The sequence below is a fragment of the Nocardia glycosmidis genome (assembly GCF_052545115.1).
The window spans coordinates 150,991-172,693 of the sequence record NZ_JBQWRH010000005.1 but is presented as its reverse complement, the minus strand read 5'-3'; the positions used below and the strand labels follow the sequence as shown (position 1 = coordinate 172,693).

The following is a 21,703-nucleotide window of genomic DNA, read 5'->3' as shown; positions in this document are numbered from 1 at the left end:
GAGATCGGACTGCTGGGCGGCACCGCACTGATCAAGGAGTGCGGCTGGACCGGCTGAAAGCGCGGCTCTGCGCTCCGGACGTAGCAGACCCGGAGAAACTAGAGAGCCGGAACAAGATCACGAGGGCCGGATCGCGATACCGACGGCGGCACCGATCGGTACCAGCGCGGCAGCGCCCGCAGGAATACGAAGAACAGCACGACCAGCAGACTCGCGCGACCCCACACGCCGAATTCGACGATGTGCTGCATCAGCTCGACCGAGGTGCCCGACCCCATCGAGTAGAAGTAGCGGAACACCCCGATCCCGATGGCCGCGTCGGCGACCAGATAACCGCCGATCAGCCACCACGGCACCTCGAGCAGTACCAGGAACGGCACCAGCCACAAGGTGTACTGCGGTGAATGCACCTTGTGAAACAACAGAAATCCACACAGCATCGCACCGCTCACACCGACCCACCCGAACACGCCGGTCGTCCGGTACCGCTTCCAGCCGAGCCAGATGGCCAGCGCGAAAGCCAGGAGCACCAGCACGGGCGAGGCGAGCGAAACCAGCTTCTGGAACGCCGCCTCGCTGGGCGCGTCCGGACCGAATGCCGGCCGAAGTCCCCAGTACCAGATGGAATTCGTGGTGATGTCGGCCTGCCGTAACTGCTGGAATGTGAACGACGCCCGCCAGCCCTCGTAACCGGTCAACGCGAACGGCAGGTTGACCGCGACGACGGTGCCGATCGCAGCGGCCGCGGTGAGCAGCGCACCGCGGACGTCCAACCGGCGATCCCCGTCGTCCGCGTCGCGCTCGATGCCGCCGGTCAGCACATATGCCATCAGCGGCAGCACGAAGATCCCCGGGTACAGCTTCAGGCAGAACCCGAGACCGAGTAACACCGCCGCGAGAATTCCCCTGGTGCGCAAGGAGAAGCGAGTCATCGCCGCCACCACGTAGACGGCCGCTACAGCCGTGCACACCACGGGGAGCTCCCAGTTGTGGAAGGCATAGAGCACCAACGGCGGGCCGACCGCCCACAGCAGAGCGGCCCCGCCGGCCAACCGGGCCAACATCCACGCGGTGAGCAGTGCGAAGGGCGCGAGCAGCAGGGCGGAGTAGCGCAGGAACTCGGCGTCGTTGTCCGCACCGACCGCTCCGACCCACATCAGCACCCCGCTGAGCACCGGATATTCCACCGCCCCGCCCACCAGCGCGCCGTCATCGGTGATGCCGCCGTGCACATAGGGAAAGACGTGCTCGTTGATATCCCTGCCGAGCCAGAGGAATTGGATATCCGAGTAGCAGACGTCCGAATCCTTGATGATGTCGAAGACCGTGCTGCGACCGTTCCCCTCGAACGGTTCCCCCGCACAGCGTGCCTTGTTCGCATACGCCAAGGCGAGGGTGAGGCCGCACAGCAGCACCACCACCACCGCGGCCAGCGCCGCGGAACGTCGCACGCGGCCTGCGGGCAGGTCGCGTGCGGCGAGTCCGGTCGGCATGACAACCACCCTAAGCGGCCCCGCCGACCCATGCCGGTGTACCCCGACCAATCCCGCTCAGGTAACCTTGCCGGGTTGCTGACGCAACGACCCTCCTGCCACGGACCGTCCGTGGCCGTTTCCTAGTCCACAGGAGGTGATTGGTCCGTGCGTCATTATGAAGTGATGGTCATCCTCGATCCGAGCCTGGACGAGCGCACTGTTGGTCCGTCGCTGGACAACCTGCTCAGTGTCGTTCGCACCGAGGGCGGCAAGATCGACAAGGTCGATATCTGGGGCCGCCGCCGGCTCGCCTACGAGATCGCCAAGCACGCCGAGGGCATCTACGCCGTGGTCGACCTGACCGCCGAGCCCGCCACCGTGAGCGAACTCGACCGCCAGCTCGGTCTCAACGAGTCGGTGCTGCGCACCAAGGTTCTGCGCCACGACAAGTAGTCCGGCAACCCTCGTTTGCGTCGGAGCCTGTGCCTAGGCTCTAGCGCAACAGCGAGACGCGGACTGCACACCGAGCAGGAGGAACCACAATGGCAGGCGACACGGTCATCACCGTCATCGGAAATCTGACGGCCGACCCGGAACTTCGATTCACACCGGCAGGACAGGCGGTGGCGAATTTCACTGTCGCGTCGACCCCCCGGGTGTTCGACCGTAATTCGAATGAATGGAAAGACGGCGAAGCGCTGTTCCTGCGCTGCAATATCTGGCGTGAGGCCGCGGAGAATGTCGCCGAAAGCCTGACCAGAGGTTCCCGTGTCATCGTGAGCGGACGGCTCAAGCAGCGCTCCTACGAAACCCGCGAGGGCGAGAAGCGCACGGTCGTCGAGCTCGAGGTCGATGAGGTCGGCCCCTCGCTGCGCTACGCCACCGCGAAGGTCAACAAGACCAGCCGCGGCGGCGGTGGCGGTGGCTTCGGGTCCGGCGGCGGGAGCGGCTACGCGGCCTCCTCCTCCGGCAGTGGTGGTGGTGGGCGTTCCGGCGGTGCCGAGGACGACCCTTGGGGCAGTGCGCCCGCGGCCGGCTCCTTCGCGAGCGGTGGCCGCATGGATGACGAACCGCCGTTCTGAGAACGGCCAGGGCGGCCCGCTCGATTCGGGCCATCGATGATTACGGAGTACAAGACCATGCCTAAAGCGCCCGCGCGCGAAAAGGTGCTCAAGAAGAAGGCTTGCTCGTTCTGCAAAGAGAGCAAGACCGGCACTGTCACGATCGATTACAAGGACACGGCGTTGCTGCGCAAGTACGTCAGCGACCGCGGAAAGATCCGCGCCCGCCGCGTCACCGGCAACTGCGTGCAACACCAGCGCGATATCGCGGTTGCAGTCAAGAACTCGCGTGAGGTCGCGCTGCTGCCTTACGTGTCGACGGCTCGCTGAGAAAGGGAGGCACGCAAATGAAGTTGATTCTGACTGCTGATGTGGACAACCTCGGCGCCCCCGGCGACACCGTGGAGGTCAAGGACGGCTACGGCCGCAACTACCTGCTGCCGCGCGGTCTGGCGATCTTGGCCAGCCGGGGCGCGCAGAAGCAGGTCGAGGGCATCCGCCGGGCGCAGGAAGCCCGCCGGGTCCGCGACCTGGGCCACGCCAATGAGCTGAAGCAGGCCATCGAGGGCCTCGAGTTGGTCTCGCTGACGGTGAAGACCGCGGGCACCGGCAAGCTGTTCGGCTCGGTGACCCAGTCGGATGTCGCGGCCGCGATCAAGGTGGCGGGTGGTCCCGTCATCGACAAGCGCAGCATCGAACTGCCGAAGGCGCACATCAAGACGACCGGCAAGCACGTCATCCTGGTGCACCTGCACCCGGATGTGGTGGCGAAGTTCGACCTGACGGTCGAAGCCGCCGCCTGATACGGGCATTCCGTCGAGGAACACTCCCGTGCTGACACGGGAGTGTTCCTTACTGCGCCGTGATTAATAAATAGCGAATTGTTTGCCAAATGACGAATAGTGTCATTCGGAGCAATTCGGGCTACGCATAGCCTCGTGCCGGAACATCGATTTTCCAGCCTGTGGATTACCAGCGGAACCAACTGTCCGCTCTGTGACCCGAGTCATATGCAGCTCACGTGCTGTTAACCCAACACGCCCGGCTGTTCAACTTGGTCGACACGCCGGTACTTCATTCATCCACACGGGGAAAATCATGGAAACCGCAATTTATCTGCGAGTTCGATGACGCCTACCTGGGTTTTCCCCAAGTTGTACACAGGGGGTACACATCGTTGGGTGAACTCTCCCCAGGTTATCCACAGATGTGCGCACAGCCCGGTTTGGCGGGTCACCGCCGGGTCGCCTAGGTTCGTCGCATCGTCATGTGCGCACCACCCCGAACAGCCTGGAGCGGCGGGTGCCGCGGCGGTAGCTGGACCCCTGGTCAGCGGCGGCGGCGAACGTGTCGGTGCCCGGGGGTAGAACGAGTCGACAGGGCGGGTAGAGAGGACGGTCGAGTCTGGTGACAACCACCGATGACCGCGGGCACACTGATTTCCCGCCCGAACCTCCCGGCGAAGACTTCGGCCGCCAGCCTCCGCACGATATGGCGGCCGAGCAGTCGGTGCTCGGCGGCATGCTGCTGAGCAAGGACGCCATCGCCGACGTGGTCGAGGTGATCCGGCCGGGGGATTTCTACCGTCCCGCCCATCAGGCCGTCTACGACACGATCCTCGATCTCTACGGTCGTGGGGAACCGGCCGACCCGGTCACCGTCGCCGCCGGACTGGACCGCCGCGGCGAACTGAAGCGCATCGGCGGTGCGCCGTATCTGGTCACGCTCACGCAGACCGTGCCCACCGCCGCGAACGCCGGCTACTACGCCGAAATCGTCGCGGAGAAAGCCATTTTGCGCCGCCTGGTCGAGGCGGGGACCCGTATCGTCCAGTACGGCTACGCCGGCGCCGACGGCCAGGATGTCGCCGAGGTCGTAGACCGCGCCCAAGCCGAGGTCTACGAGGTCACCGAGCGTCGCACCAGCGAGGACTTCCTCCCGCTCGAGGAGTTGCTCCAGCCGACGATGGACGAGATCGACTCCATCGCCAGCCGCGGCGGAATCTCCCTCGGCGTCCCCACCGGCTTCACCGAACTCGACGAAGTCACCAACGGGCTGCATCCGGGACAGATGATCATCGTCGCGGCCAGGCCTGGGGTGGGCAAATCGACTTTGGGAATGGATTTCATGCGCAGTTGCTCGATCAAGCATGGCTTGGCGAGCGTTATTTTCTCGTTGGAGATGAGCCGCACCGAGATCGTCATGCGGCTGCTGTCGGCCGAGGCAAAGATCAAACTCGGCGATATGCGGTCCGGGCGGATGAGTGACGACGACTGGACCAAGCTGGCGCGCCGGATGAGTGAAATCAGCGAAGCGCCGCTGTTCGTGGATGATTCGCCGAACCTGACCATGATGGAGATTCGTGCGAAGGCGCGACGGCTCAAGCAGCGCCACGATCTCAAACTCGTCGTCGTCGACTATCTCCAGCTGATGACCTCCGGGAAAAAAGTCGAATCCCGTCAGCAGGAAGTCTCGGATTTCTCCCGAAATCTGAAATTGCTGGCCAAGGAACTCGAAGTCCCCGTAGTCGCGATCAGCCAGCTCAATCGAGGCCCAGAACAGCGAACCGACAAGCGCCCAATGGTCTCTGACCTGCGAGAATCGGGATCTTTGGAACAAGATGCGGATATGGTCATCCTGCTGCACCGCCCCGATGCGTTCGAACGCGACGACCCCCGCGGCGGCGAAGCCGACTTGATTCTCGGCAAACACCGCAACGGGCCCACCGCGACGATTACCGTGGCGCACCAACTGCATCTGTCACGATTCGTGGACATGGCTCGCGGCTGACGCAGCCTGTGGCTTCTCAAGTTTTATGTCCAACATACGAACGGAGAATAAGGTTGCAGCACAAGATATTTCACTATTTGGAGAGCGCATCGCTAGTTCCGCAATCCTAATTGCCTGTCGTTTCCAGACTGGCCGGCATGGCGACGTGCGCGGCAACGGCGACAGCGGGGGATCGCCGCGGGCGAAGCGGACCGGCCCCGCGGGAAACGGGCCTGGATGCAAGCGGACTCCAGACCCGCCGCGACATTGGCGTGGTCGCCAAGTTGATTCTGGTGGTGGACTGACCGTCGTGCTGCTCCGCAGCGTGCGCGTTATGACCGCACCGCTACCGGACATCCCGCAGGACAGTGAGTTCGGTGCGCGAGCGCTGCGTCGAGACGTGTCGGAGCGAGAGCCCTCGGGGGCCGGATCTCCCACGACGCCGGTGAACCGTTCGGCCTACTCGGGATCCTCGCGGCGTTCTCGAGCCGCAGGGCGCGGGCACAGGCGCCGACTGGTTTCCGGGAACGAATTGCAGGGCGTCAACCCTTCCGTGGGCCAGGTCCATCAGGCCGGGTCGTTCCGTGCAACGAACCGACGGGGGCCGCTATCGGCATGTCCGAAGGTACGCTGACGACGCAAACGTGTGAAGATGGGAGTCGATATGAGCTCGACCGATTTTACCCCGACGATGCTGCGCGAGGCGTTCGGCCACTTCCCATCTGGAGTCATCGCCATCGCCGCCGAAGTCAACGGAGACCGCATCGGCATGGCGGCGAGCACATTCGTCCCGGTGTCGCTCGATCCGCCGCTGGTCTCGTTCTGCGTGCAGAACACCTCGGAGACCTGGCCGAAACTCAGGGCCCTGCCCCGGCTGGGCATCAGTGTGTTGGGCGAACTCCACGACCGGGCCGCGCGCACCCTGGCGGCGAAAACCGGCGACCGGTTCGCGGGGTTGTCTACGGTGTCCGCCGACAGCGGCGCAGTGTTCATCGAGGGCACCAGCGTCTGGATGGAAAGCGCGATCGAGCGATCAGTGCCGGCTGGCGATCACACAATTGTTATCCTGCGGGTCGCCGACATCACAGTGCATCCGGGCGTGCCGCCGATTGTGTTTCACCGCAGCACGTTTTGTCGGTTGGTCGCTTAGACTTCTGGTTTCCGTCGAAGTCTTCGGGCCGACTCATCAACGCGGCTCCTCCCTCGCCACTCGATCGTTTCTTCGCCTGGATTGGGAGCGCCAGCCGAGTTCTTGACGGTAAGCATCGATGCGACTGCCTGCTTCCCCATCCATGAGAATGCGACGATGTCCGGAAGGTTGTCGCCCTCGGTATTTCGCCTCCGATGTCAATCTGGGCACCCACAAAGTACATCTAATGGAGTCGGCCGTTTGATGCGACCATCGAACAGCTCGGAGTGCTCTAGCATGTCAGTGTGGCTAGGGTGTGGTGGCGATGGCAGTGAGTCGAAGCGAGCGCGCGTACGAGTTGCTGCGCGGTGATCTGCTGGACAACCGTTGGGTGGATGGCACGGTGCTGTCGGCGTATGCGCTTGCTGAGGAGCTGGCGATGAGCCGCACGCCGGTGAGTGTTGCGCTCAAGCGGCTCGAACGCGATGGGCTGGTGGAGATCGTGCCGCAGGTCGGTTGCCGTGTCGTGGGGCGCACGGCGGAAGCGGTGGTCGAGGCACTGCGGATCCGTGCGGCGCTGGAGGGGCTTGCCGCGGAGTCGGCTGCCGAATGCGTTACCGAGCAGCAGGTGCGGGGGTTGCGTGCGTTGCTGCTCGACTCCGAGCGGGCGGCGCGTGACTCCGATGAAGCTGGGTGCGAGGAGGCCGACCGCGCTTTTCACGAGGCGCTGGTGCGGATCGCCGGCCAGCCACAGCTCGAGCGGCTGATTCGCGATGTGTGGCTGCTCAACGACCATCACCTCGGCCAGCTGCGCAGGCGCTTCGTCGCTGCGCGGGTCTGCGCTTCGCTCGACGAGCACCGCCGGATCGTCGAGACGCTCGAGGCGCACGAGCCCGCGGCCGCGCGGCTGGCCGCCGAGGGACACCTGCGTGCCGCCGCCGCTGATTTCGAGCGTCTGTTCCGCTCAGAACAGGCGCAAGCGCAGGCGCAGGACCGGGCCGTCGCCGGCCTCTGAGGCGCCACTGCCGGCGTGTTGGTCGCGGTGAGCGCCGTCCTCCTGTTGTGCGACCCCGCCCACGTCGGGATCACCTCGTAGCGGCCACGCAGCCGGTGAAAACGCATTTCCGATAGACGCTACGCGAGCGCGTCAGGGTGGGTGACGAGGAAGCAGCAGTATGCGGCGCCTCCGGTGCGGCAGGTCAGTTCGCTGGCTGCGAGCGGCAACCGCATCGCCGTGCTCAGCCAGCCAGCCGCGTGTTCGATGAGCGCGCTCGTCACGAGTGGACGATCTGTCGAATGCGGCATACCCAGCTTCCCGAAGTGGTGCGCGCTTGCCACCCGGCCCGATACTGGTATGCTAGCATTCTTATGCGAGCTGCGATCATTGATACTTACGGCGCCACCCCGAGGGTCGGCGACTTCCCCGAACCTGAACCCGGTCCCGACGAGATGCTTGTAGAGGTATCGGCCGCCGGATTGAATCCATCCGACATCCGCACTGCCTCAGGAACCTTCTACGGTGAGGTACCGCCGCTCCCGTACGTTGCGGGCGGTGAAGGCATTGGGCGGCGTCCCGATGGGACGCGCATCTACTTCGACAATCCTGTCCGCCCGATGGGTTCGTTCGCTGAGCGCACGGTGCTACCCAAGGGTTCGGGCATCGCCATTCCCGACGCGGTCGACGACGCGATGGCGCTCGCTTGCGGCGTCGCCGGGGCGGCCGCCTGGCTGGCGCTGGAATGGACGGGCGGTCTGCAGCCGGGCGAGGACGTACTCGTGCTCGGCGCCGGCGGCGGGGTCGGTCAGATCGCCGTGCAGGCCGCGCGACTGCTCGGCGCACGACGAGTCGTCGCCGCCGCCCGCAGCGCAAGCGCACTCCAACGCGCCGCCCGACTCGGCGCCGACGCCACCGTCGCACTCAACAACGGCGACCTCGCCGCCGCACTGGCCGAAGCCCTACCCGACGGCGCCGACCTCGTGATCGACCCCCTGTGGGGCGCGCCCGCCGCGACAGCCCTCGGATGCCTCAAACCCCACGGCCGACTCGTCCAACTCGGCGAATCCGCCGGCGCCGACGCGACAATCCCCTCAGATCCGATACGCGGGCGCCTGCTACAAATCCGCGGACACACAAACTTCCACACACCGCCCGAAATTCGCCGCGTCGCCTACGAGCGGCTACTCGGCCACGTCGCCGCCGGCGAACTCACAGCCGATGTCGAACGCGTCCCACTATCAGACATCGCCAACGCATGGGACCGCCAACGCACCAGCCCCGGACACAAGTTCGTGCTCATACCCTGACACACCACAAGACCGCAAGGGCTATCCCCAGCCCGCGCCAGACCCCCAGCCACCAACACAGATACAGCCGCGAGCTCTGGAGCGATCGAAAGCGGCGGAACTCCGTCTTAACCAGCCCGCGTTCACCATGTCGCGTTCACGGCGAACTGCGCCGCGAAACGCATCGTGCCATCGGGGCTGCCTAGTTGTGATGTCCAGGGAGGTTGGTCAGTCGGGTAACCGGCGGCTGACCTCCGAGGGCGGAGTGGGCTCGGTGGTGGTTGTAGGAGTGCAGCTCGGCCGCTGCGGCGTAGGCCCAACCCTGCTCAACGACAAGCTGAGCAAACCTCAAACGAGCACGCGGGGTCAATGCAGCATCAGCGTGTGACAGGTGAAGGCCTCCTGGTTGATGAAGCGGTTCCTAGACAGCTCCACTTCACAACCGGAGGTTTTCACCTGTCACACAGGCTCACCGACACCGGGCGGTACAACCTCCCTGGACATCACACCTAATCGAGCGTATGTGAGCTCTTCCCGCGACTCAGCGACCACGCCAACTCCCGGGCGACGAACAGCAGATGCTCGCCATCGTGCTGCTGCGCAACCCCGATCCTGCTCCTCGAGGAGCCGACCAAGGCTCCGCGCCCGGCCGCCGTGCGAAAGATCGCGGAAACCATTTCCGCAGTTCACCGCAGCGGCGTCTCGGACCACCGACCACGCCGAGTCCGAGTCGGGCGACACCGCCTATCGGGTAGCGGCGACCGCTGAGCAAATAGCGCGCTCTACATCGTCGCCCATCGTGTGACTACGCCATCACGAACAGCCCCGAGCCCATGTCGAACGACGAATCAATGAAAGACTCACCAAACGCGAGGGCTGATTTCCGGCGGCATACCAGTGCCCCAGCGCGCAGCTGATCATAGCGACTTCGGCATTCGAATCCGGCGTGGCGATCCGCAGCCGGCGAGCCTGCGGCTCATGCCGAAAAACCAGGTTGTGGCGAATGATGGTGATAATCGCTTGGTGCGGAAATGCGGTCGTTCATCGGCCCATGGCCACCGCGTGTGCTGGGTGCGGATCGTCGAAGTCCGCCATGGGCCGCGCCGTCGACTCGACACCGTGGTCGCCCAGAATCGCCGCAGTCACCGCAGCGCTGTCCTTGGTGCCCTCGCGAACATATACCAGCACTCCGCGTCCGCGAGTGCAGATCGCCACGATCGATTCGCGCAGCCGCGCATTGCATTCGCACTCACAGGATCCGAACACGTCGCCTGTGAGACACTCGGCATGCACCCGCACCAACACCTCGATCCCGTCCTCGATATCGTCGAGGACAAGAGCGATATGTTCTCTCCCGTCGAAGTCCCGGTATCGTAGGCATCGAAATTGTTTGTCGCGCAACCAGATACTAATTTCATCCACACGCTGAACGGACTGCCTGCGTTGAAACCGCACCAGATCCTGGATGCGCAGCACACACAGACCGTGACGTGCGCCGAACTCAGCTAGTTCTGCGGCCTGGGCCATCGTAGCGGGAGCGGTCTCACTGACGATTGCGCCGAGAAGCGCTGCCGGGCGCAGACCGGCAAGCCGCGCCAAGTCCGTCGCAGCCTCGGCGCGGCCTGCTGAGTCGAGAACCCCACCCGGCTTCGCGCGTACGGGCACGACATGCCCGGGGCGCGACAGGTCAGAAGCCACGGTGGAGGGATCGGCGAGCCGCCGTGCGGTGCATGCACGGTCGCGCGCGGAGATGCCGGTTCCTGTCCCCTGCCGGGCATCCACAGTCACTGCGTACGGTTCGCCGGACACCATGGGCGGTAGCCCGAGGCGGTCGGCGTCAGATTCGGGCAGCGCCACACACAAGTAGCCAGACGTATATCGCACTAGAAACGAAACCAGTGCCGGGGTGACGGACTCGGCGGCGCACATAAGATCACCGCCGGTGCCGTCTGCAATCACGATCGGCTTGCCCGCGATCAAGGCGCAAAGCGCGTCTTTCACGCGATCACTCACCAGAATCTCCTTTACTCACGCCGCTTCGATGGAGCCGTCGCGCTGCGGACTGCTGTCATGTAACAACGGGAGTGCGACTTTTGCCACTTGGTAATCGCCAACTCGGTGAAGTAGGCGTAGCCCGCAGTTCAGAACTTTGAATGGCCCCCGCCGCTAGGCCGTTTCGCCCTATGCAACTTGCGTAGCGCGACATACCTAACGGCCACACGGCCAGGTGCAGACGCCTGCCCCTGACATCGGCGCGATGTCAGTAGAAAACGGCACCTACCGGCACGCCGAACCGGTTCGCTGAGTAGCCCTCGTAGACGGGTTCACTGATATTGCAGAAGTGATTCATCGCCGCATGTGCGTCGCGCCAATACCGTTGGAACGGCTGATCCGACCGCAGAGATCCGCCGCCGGCGTGGACGAACAGCGCGTCGACGGCGTCCACTGCCCGCCGCGTAGCGCGCACTTGATCGAGGCGACATTCGAGGCGCTCTTCGGCGGTCACTTTGCGACCCGAGTTGGTGATATCGAGTACCCGCCTGGCCTGGTCGAGCAGCACTGCGCGGCTGGCACGAATATCTGCCGTGCACGCACCGAGCATGGCCAGTTGGTGGGGGTTCCGGTTGACACGACTTCCGTCCATGCTGACTCGGCCCGACGTGTAGTTGACGAACGCAGCCAGGGCACCCTCGGTGATACCGATCGTCGCCGCGCCGAGGGCGTAAGAGAAGACGACACCGAACGGCAGTGCATACAACGGATTTTCAGGCCGGTTTTCGTCAGCGTATCCGCCCTCAAAGAGCTTAGCTGTCTCTACCACCCGATAGTCAGGGATGAAAGCATCCTGGACAACGATGTCCTTACTACCAGTTCCTTTGAGGCCGACCACATCCCACGTGTCCTCGATGATCTCGTAGTCGGTGCGCGGCAACACGAAGTGACAGATCAGCGGGGCACCACCCTCTCCAGAGCGGTCGGTGACGACTCCGCCGAGAATGGCCCACTGGCAATGATCTGTACCCGAGGAGAAACTCCACCGACCGCTCAGCCGAAATCCGCCGTCCACCGTGGTGGCTTTACCCATCGGCGCAATGGGAGAAGCAGTCCAGGTGTCGGGGTCGGCTCCCCACAGCTCGGCCTGCAGGCGCGGATCGGTCTGGGCGAACTCCCATGGATGCACGCCTATGACGCCGGCAATCCAGCCGACCGGCGGTGCGATGGACGCGGTCAGCATCACCGTTTCGAGAAACTCTTCCAAGGTCGCTTCATAGCCGCCATACTCGAGGGGCTGAAGGAGGCGCACCGTCCCTGACGATCGCAGCAATGTCACTGCATCGTCTGTCACCCTCCCGAGCTCGTCACTGGGCACGGCTTGCTCGGCCAGCTGAGCGGCGATGTCTTCGATCTGTTCGGTCACTTTGTGCATGGCGGGAGGTTCCTTCCGAGAATATCCGGCTGATGGGCTGTCTCGGCTATCGAGACGTGCCGTCGGCCCGGATGCTGTGCCGAGTATGTGTAGTACCCGCTCAATTGCCCGGCTCAATCGGCGATTTCAGGTATGGAGCCCGGCACCGACGACCGCGACGGAATCGTCTGTCCTGGCGCTGAACGCGAAGCGACGCAGAAGTATGTGTGATAGACGCCGACGTCCCGCTGCGCGGAGTCGACGGCGTCTACCGGGGCGAGGCGAGCCTCACTCATCATCGACACTGCCACGGTCCACCACGATCGATACTCTCACGCATTCAGCATCATGCCGCTGTTCTGGGTGACCGATATCGTGCTCGACCGAAATTTTCGCCGCAAACATCACTTTCCCAGTCCAGCCCTCTGGACCGATGGGTAGTCGGCGAGGGCCGGTCGATTTCTTTCTCTGTGTAGCAAGTAGATTTACAGTTGGACGCACACATTCGTTGGTTCGGCATAGAAATGCGCTGAGTGTTCGCCACCTTCGCGACCGATACCGGAAAGCCCGATCCCACCGAACGGCGACCGCAAATCCCGCAGAAACCAGGTATTCACCCATGCCATACCGACGCGCATGCGCTGCGCTACCCGGTGCCCGCGTTCCAGATTGCTTGTCCAGACCGCCGCCGCCAAGCCGTAGTCCGTGTCGTTCGCCAGTCTGATCGCTTCGTCTTCGATGTCGAACGGTATCAACGCGGCAGCCGGACCGAAGATCTCTTCTCGGACGGTTCGTGCCGTGTTGTCCAGACCCACCCATAGGGTCGGCTGTATCCACGCGCCACCGTCAAGAGGGGCGCCGAGGTCCGGGACGCCACCGCCCAGCAGTACCTCAGCTCCTTCTTGTACTGCCAGGTCGTAATAGGAGAGGACCTTGTCGCGGTGCTGACGCGAGATGAGGGGTCCCGTTGTGGTGGAGGGTTCGTCGGGTGCTCCCAAGCGAAGGGCACGCCCTCGCTGCACCAGCTCCGCCGTGAACTGGTCGAAAATACCTCGTTGGATATACACGCGCTCTGTGGACAGGCACACCTGACCGGTGTTGAGGAAGATCGACCGCGTAAGACCGTCCAGAGCGGCCTCGAGGTTGGCGTCATCGAAAATAATGGCGGCGTTCTTGCCGCCGAGTTCGAAGGAGACGGGCCGAACGGACGGCGCTACCGCTCGCATGATCGCAGAGCCGGTGGCCGACTCACCAGTGAATGTGACGCCATCGACGCCGCGATGTGTGGTGAGGAATTCACCAGTCGACCCGGTGCCGAACCCATTGATGACGTTGTACACGCCGGCGGGTACTCCGGCCTCCACCATGATCTCGGCTAAAAGTGTGGCCGAGGACGGTGTCTCCTCGGATGGCTTGACGACCACCGCGTTGCCGTAAGCCAGGGCCGGAGCGACCTTCCAGGTAAGGAGAAGCAGAGGGAGGTTCCACGGAACGATCACTGCCACCACGCCAAGCGGCTTATTGACCGCATAATTCAGCGCCTGTCGTCCGTGTGCCAGGTCGGTGAGATAGGCCGGAAGCGACGCCGAAGCGATGCAGTCGGCAAAGACGCGAAAGTTCATCGCGGCCCGCGGGACATCGAGATCGCGCACGACTTTTTCGGGTCTGCCGGTATCGCGGACTTCTGCGGTCACGAAGTCCTCACTTCGTGCCTCGATAACATCGGCGATACGCCGTAGCATCCGCACACGATCGGTGACCGAGAAGGCGGCCCAGGGGCCCTCGAGCGCCTTGCGAGCAGCCTGTACCGCCGTATCGACGGTATCTGCGCCGGCTTCGTGGACAGTGGCCACCACCGAACCATCGACGGGACTAATGTTTTCGAACGTGCGACCACCCGCGACGTGTTTACCGTCTATGAAGTTCGCAAGCGTTATGCGCTCGGAATGCGGGCGAGCAGACTGAGTACCGGTGGGTTCGCGGTGTGTCGACGGTGGCATGGCTGCAATAGTAAGGCGGCGAATGGATCTCGTGCGATTAGACGTTTCGTGCAGCGAAACGATGATCAACGGATGGACCCGCGAGTTCGTCGATGGGTTTTCACAACCAAGGCAACAGAACTAGAGCTCGCGTCCCGGATCGCCTTGACCCGAACCCATTGGTCCATAGGGTCATTCACGCGTGTCTCGAGCTGAAAAACCAACTCCGCGGCGCGGATCCGCAAATCAGACATGGGGCGGCGCCTGCGATTCTGCCAGCGTGGACGACATCGTCAGTCGCCCATCGGGAACGAATCGATCACGGTCGACGGTTTGCGCACGTAGTTTTCGCTATAGGTGTCCGTAGCACAACGGATGCCGCGACACAGGGGGTGTCGGCAAAGTGACCGACCTGAGACATATCACCGGCGGTGAAGCGTGAACGTCTGCGGATCGGGACAACAAACGGGGGCAACACAGTGACCAAATCTGCTGCACATAGCGGGGCGACCGGTCTGCGAAGGCATTTCCAGCAGGCACTCAATGTCGTCATCACTACGGGGACCAGTCCACCGGCACAAGTCCATTTCGGACCCGCTGCCACCGCGGCGATTCGAGCAGTGGCTCATGCCCATCCCGAGGCAACTCTCGATCACATTGTGGCGGCCTACGAAGCGTTCAGCCGCGAACACAGCTTTGAAGCACAACGCGAATTACTGTGCCACGTCAATCTTGCTGCGAGGGCATGGACCTCGCTTATTTCTGGTATCGAGCGCCCTCGACTGACGATCGGGTCGGGCGACCGGAGCCGAGCAGAGCGGCGGACGGCCGCCGCTCTAGTCACGGAACCCGCGGACCTCAGAGGAAAGCTTTGTGTTTGGGCTTCGCCTCAACGCAGTAGTAACTGCCGGCCGATATCGAAACCGGCTCCTGATCACTTTGATCTCAGGTCGGTGCCGATGTTGCAGAGCCGATGATGGCAACTTTGGATCTACCCATTGTTGTCCTCCGGGGAAAAGAGTGCCGACACGGTACCCAGCGGGCCGATCTCAGCATGGATGCGAGTACCCGGTAGCGCGGGCACCATCGGTCCGAGCGCGCCGGACAAAATAATCTGCCCGGCGACCAATGGATCACCATATTCGCGGGCCGTCCGAGCAAGCCAAGCCAGCGCCGCCAGGGGATCACCGAGGCAGGCAGCACCGGTACCTTCGGAGGCCAGGACGTCATCGACATACATGCGCATCTCGACATCCGCCGGGACGAACTCCTCGAGTGTGAGCTGCCTGCTGGCGAGGATGAACAGACCGCTTGACGCGTTGTCTGCCACAGTGTCGGTGATGGTGAGGTCCCAGTCTGCGATTCGGCTATCGACAATCTCCAGCGCCGCTACGGCGTAATCGACCGCGGATCGTATCTGGTCATCATCGAGATTTCCATCGCGAAGGTCCTCCTTGAGCACGAAAGCGATTTCAGCCTCGGCTCTCGGTTGCAACAGTTGGCGCGGCGGTACAACTGGTTTGCCGGAGACGTCCATATCCGCGAAAAGTACGCCGAAGTCGGGTTGGTTTACCCCGAGCTGCTGTTGGACCGCGGGTGAGGTCAGGCCGATCTTGCGTCCCACTACTACCGCGCCTGCCTCGATCCGGCGACGGACTTGCTCTTGTTGCACGGCGTAGGCCAACGCGATATCGCTGGTACCAATCAAGTCTCGCACCGGCTCCACAGGCCGTAGCGTGCGAGAAGCTCCGACAAGACGGTCGGCAGCCTGAGCCACGGTTCGCTCATCAATATCAGCGATACTCATGTGCCACCGATCCAGATCCCAGGCACGGGTCTGCGCCCGGTAACCTCCAGCCCTCCCAGTGGATTACAGACACATTGCTTCCTAACTTGTTGTCGTTGAAGCTTTTTACTCGTGCCGACGGGAGGCGTTACCGCGGGATTTCAGCTCCCACGTCGATCGCTGCGCGATCGTTGAGAATCACTTCAGGGCCCGCCCCTCGTGAATCGGCTGCTACTCATGCAACGCATTGGTTGTCCGAGGGTCAAGGAGGCGTTTCACGTTACGAAACGCAGAACCGTCCCAAGTCAGGTAATCGAATGAGCACAGCGATGTGAATGTCAGCCTGCAACAGTGATCGCGTGACAAGTACGAGCACGCATGCGCGTAAACAGTGCAACGCAGCCGCAGATCGACGATGTGACGGACTTGCACGGCCATCGTGAGCCAGCTCTTGACGCTTACAGGGAGGCGGGACGTATGACCCGGTGGCCGAGGAAGGCCTCGGCCGTCACCGATGTGCGGGTCGCTCTTCGTTGGGTGGACGACGCGATATAGCGCCTGCTTCTTGGTAAATTCGGGTGACCAGCTCACTGATCTCGTCGAACGAGGTGGCAGACCCCAGAAGTGTGCCATCGGACCGCAGCACTAAAGTGAGGCATCGATGATCGGCGAGGTGGGCCGAGTAGGCCATATCGAGATCACAATATCCCCGTTGCCCATCACCATCTGGCGGCACGATCCACACAAGGGCGGCACCAATCGTGCTCAAGGATGCTGCTTCCTCCGCACGAAGCATGCTTGCGAGGTCAATGTCAGCAGAGATCAACAGATATCTGAAGGGCTCCGCTAACGCGCTTAGAACCCCAATATCCCCATGGTGATACAGCGGATATTCATGGAGTCCGACAAAGCGTCCCGAGGGAGCGGCTAGCGAGTCTCGCACTGATACACCCCTTCCACCGCGGACGCAACGCGATCCTGAACCAACCGTGTTCACTTCGGCCTGTCGTTCATGACTGTCAGGCCGATGGTTCCAATCGTAGCGAACCGGGCCGTTACAGAGTCTCCGGCTGATAGTCGGATCGCCTCGGTCATGCCGCCGGTGAGCACGATGGACCCTGCTGGAACATTCAGCTGACGCAATGCGAGTCGGTTCACGGCCCAGGCTAGCGCTTCGGCGGGGTGCCCATATACGTCGGCGCCGGATGCGGTCCCTACGACCTCGCCGTTGTTTTCAAGCACGACCTGTTCGTCCCTCAGATCGAGGCCGGCCGGATCTACTCCTGGCGTGGCGAGCAGGAACCCACCCGACGATGAGTTGTCAGCGATCGTGTCCTCGATGCGGAACTTGAAGTCTCGGTACCTACTATCAATGATTTCGACGGCGGCATGGACTGATCCCACCGCTGAAAGTGCTTCCGAGGCGGTCATGCCCGGTCCCGCGAGGTCACGGTTCGTCACAAATGCGATCTCGGGCTCTGCTCTAGGGTGAATGAATCTGCCGATATCGATCGGTTTGTCGAGTGACAATGCCATGTCATCGGTTAGCCACGCTACGGTCGGGCTGTCGATACCTATACTGACTTGCTTTGCGACAGACGTCAGGCCGAGTTTGATTCCCACCATACGATGGCCGGCAGCAAGGCGCTGTTCAAGAACCGCGTCCTGGATTCGATATGCGGTCTCTGCATCCATGGCGGGCCACGCCGCAGTCAGCTGTGGTGTGGTGACGCACTGTCGTTCCGCGGCCCAGATCTGTTGTGCCGCATCTGCGATGTTTTGCATTTCGACCCTGCTCAATCCCTTACCTTTCGATTGCTACCCATGCTGGGTGAGCTTCGATGCTGTGCCAGCCGCTATTAATCGCTCCGGCCGCAGCCGTTTCGAGGATCGTGGGAACCTAGCTAGCCGCGACTGACACCAACCTGCTGTCTCGGCGGTGATCCGACGAGTCACCTGCCGCGTACCGTGGGTGCCGACCGAACCAACAGCGCTGAGGTCGGCTCGCAGGTAACTAACGCTGCGGTCATCACGGTGTGGAATCGGCGAGGTTCGAGGCCGTGGACGACCGATCGGCGGACGCGATCGCACCTCGCCGGGGGCCGTGTGGCGGCGTGCCGTAGATAAAGTAGGTTTCGGCCGGCAACTTGGCTCCGCCGATGGCCAGCCCTGTGTCGAAGTCGGCAAAGTCCCAGGTCACGGTTTCAAAATCGGGCTCGAGCTCCAGGATCCCGGAGTTGCCGAAAAGCTCGACTCGATTCCCGCCGGGCTCGAAGACATAAAGGAAGGCGCCTTGGGTGATTCCGTGGACGTCGGGTCCCGCCTCTATCTCCACTCCATACTCTCGGCACAACTCGGCGGCATCGGAGTTATGTTGCGGGACGCCGTACCAGAACGCGATGTGATGCAACCGGCCTTTATTTCCCGTCGAATCACGCATGATCGCCAACTCGTGGCCCAGGATATTGACACTCATCCACGCACCGATTTCGGTGTTCGTCGTATAGTCGAGGACGCGCTCTCGTGTGCCGAATCCGAGCGCCTTTTCGAAGACGTCCTTCTGTGCGGTGACGTCTGACGCCATGAGGTTCACGTGGTCGAGGCGCCGCGGCGGCAGACCCTGCAACGGCCGCTTCGACCGACGCGTCAATATCTTGCTCTTGAGGTCCTCGGGCGCACGATATTTTTCGATCTCCCAGACAAGTTCCATTCGGTGCCCGTCGGGACTCTCGAATGCAAACGTCGGCCCGACACCCAGGTCGCCCTTCGTCCAACCCAGTCCTACGCCCTCGCTGTCGAGAGCAGCTGCTCTGCGTTCCAACGCATCACGCGATGTGGTGCGCCAGGTGACACCGCCCAGACCGGGCTCGTCGGCGGCGGTGAGTTTCAGGCTGTGGTGATAGGGATCTTCATAGCAGCGAAGATAGACCGAATCGCCCTTACGATCGGTTTCTCGCATTCCAAGCAACTCTTTGAAGAACCAGAGGCTGCCCTCGAGATCTGCTGTCAGCAGCTCCACCGAAGCCAGGTGCGCCAGTTCAAAGCGTATCCCTTGGTCGAACATAAACCCTTCTCCTATGCCGTAATGTCCCATCGAGCAGCAAGATCAAGCCGGCGGCTCAGACTTAGCGGGACTCCGTGTGCTGCAGCGCATCGCCGCCCTGAATGACGCCACCGATACCCCACGCGGTATGCGGGAACTCGGTGATGTAGGTGCGAACCCTCCCGATGGGCACATCCGCTATTTCGGCGACGACTTCGGCAAGTCTGCGATGCAACTCGAGAATCTGCTCGGGGCTGCGGCCACGGCGCATATCAACCCTTACTAATGGCATGCAATCGACCCTTTCCGGGAATGACTTTCCGGCGTTGACCAAGAATTAGCCTAGGCGCGGCCCGTCCCAGATGTCCAAGACGGAAAGCCGCAACATTATGCGCCTTCGACACATAATGTTGTGGTTCTGGTTCGGCTCTCATCGTGCGTCCGCCGTGATAACTTCCCGTGCAATGGCCAGAAATCGTGTGACGGCCGGTTCGGTAATTCTCTCGTGGTGCACCAAGGCCAATTCAATCATCACGACGGGACCCACCAGGGGCCGAAACACTGCTCCGTCCAACTCGAGAGCACGCATGGAATCCGGTACCACCGCGATGCCGACGCCGCAGCTCACCATTCTCAGCATCGCCGCAGAATTAGAAACGTAGTGGCGCGCGCTCGGGAAAAAACCCGCATCGACGCATGCGCTCATTATTTTGGTGTGAATGGTGGACACCGGTTCCGGCGGATAGGTGACGAACACCTCGTCTCGTAGGTCCACCCAATTCACCTGCGCTACGCCTGTCAGGCGGTGGCCTTCGGGCACGGCGACAATCAATGGCTCGGAAGCCAGCACTTCGACCGAGAGCTCGTCTGCACGGATCGGCGGGCGCACGATCGCCGCAGATAAGCTGCCAGAACGCAACTGATCGATCACTGCTGGGGTGAACAGCTCCGTTCGAAGATCCAGCGATACTTCAGGTGCGTAGAGTTTGAAGTGCTCCATGATGCGAGGCAAGTATCTATACGTCGCCGAGGCCGTCAGTCCGACAGCAACCGCACCGAGGTCGCCCCGCCCCGCTTGAACCGCCGCGGTAATCGCCTTCTCTGTTGCCAATAACGACGGCCGCAGACGTTCGAGCAAGACCTGTCCAGCCGTCGTCAACGACACCGAACGAGTCGTACGAGTCAGCAATTGCACCCCCACCTCGCGCTCCAGCCGGCGTATCTGCTGCGACAGCGGCGATTGAGCAATATGCAGCTTCTCGGCTGCACGGGTGAAACTTCGTTCTTCGGCGATCACCACGAAGGCGCGCAGAACATCAAGATCCATCAGCGACACTCATCGTGTCCGGATAGAAGCAAGGTCCGCCGTGAGCGGGCCACGTCTCTCGAGCGCATAAAGACCGCCGCCAGACTAGAGGCTGACCATGGCACGCCGCGTAAGGCCGGCAGCAGCGGCGCGAACGGCCGACGTCACCTGCCCGAGCCATTTTTCTTTCGAGGGACCGACCACCGATAGAGCCCCCAGGACCTCACCGGTCGCCCCGAAAACCGGCGCAGCCACACAACCGATCTCAGGGGCCATCTCCCCGCGGTCATAGGCGACCCCGGCGCGCCTGACTTCGTCGAGTGTGCGCCGGAGATGAGCCTGCGACGCCACCGTATGTACCGTTCTTCGCTTCAAGCCTGCGGAGACAACGCGGTCTGTCGACTCTGCCGGCGAATAAGCGAGTAACACCTTGCCAAGTCCGGTGCAGTATGCGGGCACCCGCATGCCGGGACTCGACGCCACCGCCACCGAGTGCCTGCCCGTGATTTTCTCCACGATCACAGTGGAACGACCATCGAGAACAGCAAGATGGATGGTGGCGTGCGTCGCGGCGAATAGGTCTCCCATATAGGGGAGAGCCAGCCTGCTGAGGCGGTCGTGATGGCGCGCTAGCGACGACAGTTCGGACAGCCGTGGACCAAGGCTGTATCTGCCGTCGTCAACATGCTCTAACGCTCCGCACGCGACCAGCCCATTGGCAAGCCTCAGGACGGTCGGCTTTGGCAAACCCGAACGTGAGGTGAGGTCAGCCAGCGAGAGGTACGCGTCATCATCCTGCTCAAACGCACCGAGGACCCGGAATGCGCGGTCGATCGTCCGCACGCCCTGGCTGGATGGACAATCAACATCAGTCAATTCGGGCTCCCTTGTTCTGTGCTCGCTTCAGCGAAAGCGGCCTTCTTGACGATGGCACCGCACCAGCACCAAAAGCTTCGGTATAAATACTGAAGCGATACTGATCGCGGAGGCAGGTCCTCCGGACGACCGCGGCGCCGCGTCGCCCCCAGCGGTTCGTGACCACCTGAGCCTGCGCAGACGCTGGGACGCGTTTCGCCAAGCAAGCCGCGCCCGGCCAACCGGCAGCAAGAGGACCGCACGTGCTTCGAGCAAGTGCTACGCTGGACGCAAGGTCTGGTCCCAAGCTTTCAACCAACTCACGGGTTCCGGGCGCGTGGACACCGTGGTGGCCTACGCTATTTTCTGCACGGGCGACGTACAACACTGAGTTGTCCTCGACTCTTTATGATTTGGCCACCCTCGGTTTATCTGGTATGGCCACGATAATCTCACGAAGACTATGAAGTCCAAGATGGATATACGACCCATTATGTTGGATTGACACTTAGTCTGGAATGCCGAGCCATCGTCGATCACTAGTTTGCGCACCAGGTGCGAGAAGGCGTCTATTCGATGAGGTGAATGGGTAGCGCGTGCCGGACACCTCG

The 21,703-nt window shown here is 62.5% G+C and carries 18 protein-coding genes and 1 pseudogene; 9 read left to right on the top strand and 10 right to left on the bottom strand.

All coding sequences use genetic code 11. From position 1 onward, the window contains the following. Positions 1 to 98: 98 nt before the first annotated feature. Positions 99 to 1,493, bottom strand: coding sequence for a glycosyltransferase family 87 protein (locus ACT86A_RS08560; protein ID WP_445091470.1), 1,395 nt, complete (start codon positions 1,491 to 1,493; stop codon positions 99 to 101). A gap of 147 nt (positions 1,494 to 1,640) precedes the next feature. On the opposite strand from ACT86A_RS08560, the gene rpsF reads away from it, so the two are divergent. The 9 genes and pseudogenes from rpsF (at position 1,641) to ACT86A_RS08515 (ending at position 8,738) form a co-directional block, all read left to right on the top strand. Further along, positions 1,641 to 1,928, top strand: a complete 288-nt coding sequence (rpsF, locus tag ACT86A_RS08555) for a 30S ribosomal protein S6 (protein ID WP_039803204.1) — start codon at positions 1,641 to 1,643, stop codon at positions 1,926 to 1,928. An 89-nt stretch (positions 1,929 to 2,017) separates the two neighbouring features. Further along, complete coding sequence (locus ACT86A_RS08550) at positions 2,018 to 2,557, top strand: single-stranded DNA-binding protein (protein ID WP_445091469.1); 540 nt, start codon at positions 2,018 to 2,020, stop codon at positions 2,555 to 2,557. A gap of 57 nt (positions 2,558 to 2,614) precedes the next feature. Next, entirely contained in the window at positions 2,615 to 2,866 is a 252-nt protein-coding gene (gene rpsR, locus ACT86A_RS08545; RefSeq protein WP_039803271.1) for a 30S ribosomal protein S18, read from the top strand. A 17-nt stretch (positions 2,867 to 2,883) separates the two neighbouring features. Then, complete coding sequence (gene rplI / locus ACT86A_RS08540) at positions 2,884 to 3,339, top strand: 50S ribosomal protein L9 (protein ID WP_445091468.1); 456 nt, start codon at positions 2,884 to 2,886, stop codon at positions 3,337 to 3,339. A gap of 604 nt (positions 3,340 to 3,943) precedes the next feature. Continuing rightward, positions 3,944 to 5,326 carry a replicative DNA helicase gene (dnaB, locus tag ACT86A_RS08535; RefSeq protein ID WP_445091467.1) on the top strand — a complete coding sequence of 461 codons (1,383 nt, stop codon included), beginning with the start codon at positions 3,944 to 3,946 and terminating at the stop codon, positions 5,324 to 5,326. A 643-nt stretch (positions 5,327 to 5,969) separates the two neighbouring features. Then, positions 5,970 to 6,455 carry a flavin reductase family protein gene (locus tag ACT86A_RS08530; RefSeq protein ID WP_445091466.1) on the top strand — a complete coding sequence of 162 codons (486 nt, stop codon included), beginning with the start codon at positions 5,970 to 5,972 and terminating at the stop codon, positions 6,453 to 6,455. Positions 6,456 to 6,759: 304 nt separating this feature from the next. Then, positions 6,760 to 7,449, top strand: coding sequence for a GntR family transcriptional regulator (locus tag ACT86A_RS08525; RefSeq protein ID WP_445091465.1), 690 nt, complete (start codon positions 6,760 to 6,762; stop codon positions 7,447 to 7,449). A 281-nt stretch (positions 7,450 to 7,730) separates the two neighbouring features. Then, positions 7,731 to 7,988 (top strand): annotated as a pseudogene (locus ACT86A_RS08520) (hypothetical protein); the annotation flags it as partial. Positions 7,989 to 8,048: 60 nt separating this feature from the next. Then, positions 8,049 to 8,738, top strand: coding sequence for a zinc-binding dehydrogenase (locus tag ACT86A_RS08515; protein ID WP_445091623.1), 690 nt, complete (start codon positions 8,049 to 8,051; stop codon positions 8,736 to 8,738). Between the two features lie 1,020 nt (positions 8,739 to 9,758). Here the strand turns inward: ACT86A_RS08515 and ACT86A_RS08510 are convergent. The 9 genes from ACT86A_RS08510 to ACT86A_RS08470 form a co-directional block, all read right to left on the bottom strand. Further along, entirely contained in the window at positions 9,759 to 10,730 is a 972-nt protein-coding gene (locus ACT86A_RS08510) for a 3,4-dihydroxy-2-butanone-4-phosphate synthase (protein ID WP_445091464.1), read from the bottom strand. Positions 10,731 to 10,977: 247 nt separating this feature from the next. Further along, a complete protein-coding gene (locus ACT86A_RS08505; protein ID WP_445091463.1) occupies positions 10,978 to 12,144 on the bottom strand; it encodes an acyl-CoA dehydrogenase family protein in 1,167 nt (388 codons plus the stop codon). Between the two features lie 464 nt (positions 12,145 to 12,608). Further along, the gene (locus ACT86A_RS08500; protein ID WP_445091622.1) at positions 12,609 to 14,123 is read right to left on the bottom strand and encodes a 2-hydroxymuconic semialdehyde dehydrogenase; all 1,515 of its coding nucleotides are present in this window, start codon (positions 14,121 to 14,123) and stop codon (positions 12,609 to 12,611) included. Positions 14,124 to 15,093: 970 nt separating this feature from the next. Beyond that, complete coding sequence (locus tag ACT86A_RS08495; RefSeq protein WP_445091462.1) at positions 15,094 to 15,909, bottom strand: 2-keto-4-pentenoate hydratase; 816 nt, start codon at positions 15,907 to 15,909, stop codon at positions 15,094 to 15,096. Between the two features lie 972 nt (positions 15,910 to 16,881). Then, on the bottom strand, positions 16,882 to 17,673 hold the full coding sequence (locus ACT86A_RS08490; protein ID WP_445091461.1) for a 2-keto-4-pentenoate hydratase: 792 nt from the start codon (positions 17,671 to 17,673) through the stop codon (positions 16,882 to 16,884). A 244-nt stretch (positions 17,674 to 17,917) separates the two neighbouring features. Continuing rightward, entirely contained in the window at positions 17,918 to 18,952 is a 1,035-nt protein-coding gene (locus ACT86A_RS08485; protein WP_445091460.1) for a VOC family protein, read from the bottom strand. Positions 18,953 to 19,013: 61 nt separating this feature from the next. Then, a complete protein-coding gene (locus ACT86A_RS08480; RefSeq protein WP_445091459.1) occupies positions 19,014 to 19,223 on the bottom strand; it encodes a tautomerase family protein in 210 nt (69 codons plus the stop codon). 138 nt (positions 19,224 to 19,361) lie between these two features. Next, positions 19,362 to 20,258, bottom strand: coding sequence for a LysR family transcriptional regulator (locus ACT86A_RS08475; RefSeq protein WP_445091458.1), 897 nt, complete (start codon positions 20,256 to 20,258; stop codon positions 19,362 to 19,364). Between the two features lie 84 nt (positions 20,259 to 20,342). Next, positions 20,343 to 21,113 carry an IclR family transcriptional regulator gene (locus ACT86A_RS08470; RefSeq protein ID WP_445091457.1) on the bottom strand — a complete coding sequence of 257 codons (771 nt, stop codon included), beginning with the start codon at positions 21,111 to 21,113 and terminating at the stop codon, positions 20,343 to 20,345. Positions 21,114 to 21,703 lie beyond the last annotated feature (590 nt).

Excerpts from the sequence above, each read along its gene's own strand:
- ACT86A_RS08525 (WP_445091465.1), top strand. The coding sequence starts at position 6,760 with ATGGCAGTGAGTCGAAGCGAGCGCGCGTACGAGTTGCTGCGCGGTGAT.
- ACT86A_RS08515 (WP_445091623.1), top strand. The coding sequence starts at position 8,049 with ATGGGTTCGTTCGCTGAGCGCACGGTGCTACCCAAGGGTTCGGGCATC.
- ACT86A_RS08530 (WP_445091466.1), top strand. The coding sequence starts at position 5,970 with ATGAGCTCGACCGATTTTACCCCGACGATGCTGCGCGAGGCGTTCGGC.
- ACT86A_RS08490 (WP_445091461.1), bottom strand. The coding sequence starts at position 17,673 with ATGCAAAACATCGCAGATGCGGCACAACAGATCTGGGCCGCGGAACGA.
- ACT86A_RS08550 (WP_445091469.1), top strand. The coding sequence starts at position 2,018 with ATGGCAGGCGACACGGTCATCACCGTCATCGGAAATCTGACGGCCGAC.
- ACT86A_RS08480 (WP_445091459.1), bottom strand. The coding sequence starts at position 19,223 with ATGCCATTAGTAAGGGTTGATATGCGCCGTGGCCGCAGCCCCGAGCAG.
- ACT86A_RS08485 (WP_445091460.1), bottom strand. The coding sequence starts at position 18,952 with ATGTTCGACCAAGGGATACGCTTTGAACTGGCGCACCTGGCTTCGGTG.
- rpsR (WP_039803271.1), top strand. The coding sequence starts at position 2,615 with ATGCCTAAAGCGCCCGCGCGCGAAAAGGTGCTCAAGAAGAAGGCTTGC.
- ACT86A_RS08500 (WP_445091622.1), bottom strand. The coding sequence starts at position 14,123 with ATGCCACCGTCGACACACCGCGAACCCACCGGTACTCAGTCTGCTCGC.
- ACT86A_RS08505 (WP_445091463.1), bottom strand. The coding sequence starts at position 12,144 with ATGCACAAAGTGACCGAACAGATCGAAGACATCGCCGCTCAGCTGGCC.
- ACT86A_RS08495 (WP_445091462.1), bottom strand. The coding sequence starts at position 15,909 with ATGAGTATCGCTGATATTGATGAGCGAACCGTGGCTCAGGCTGCCGAC.
- ACT86A_RS08475 (WP_445091458.1), bottom strand. The coding sequence starts at position 20,258 with ATGGATCTTGATGTTCTGCGCGCCTTCGTGGTGATCGCCGAAGAACGA.
- ACT86A_RS08560 (WP_445091470.1), bottom strand. The coding sequence starts at position 1,493 with ATGCCGACCGGACTCGCCGCACGCGACCTGCCCGCAGGCCGCGTGCGA.
- rplI (WP_445091468.1), top strand. The coding sequence starts at position 2,884 with ATGAAGTTGATTCTGACTGCTGATGTGGACAACCTCGGCGCCCCCGGC.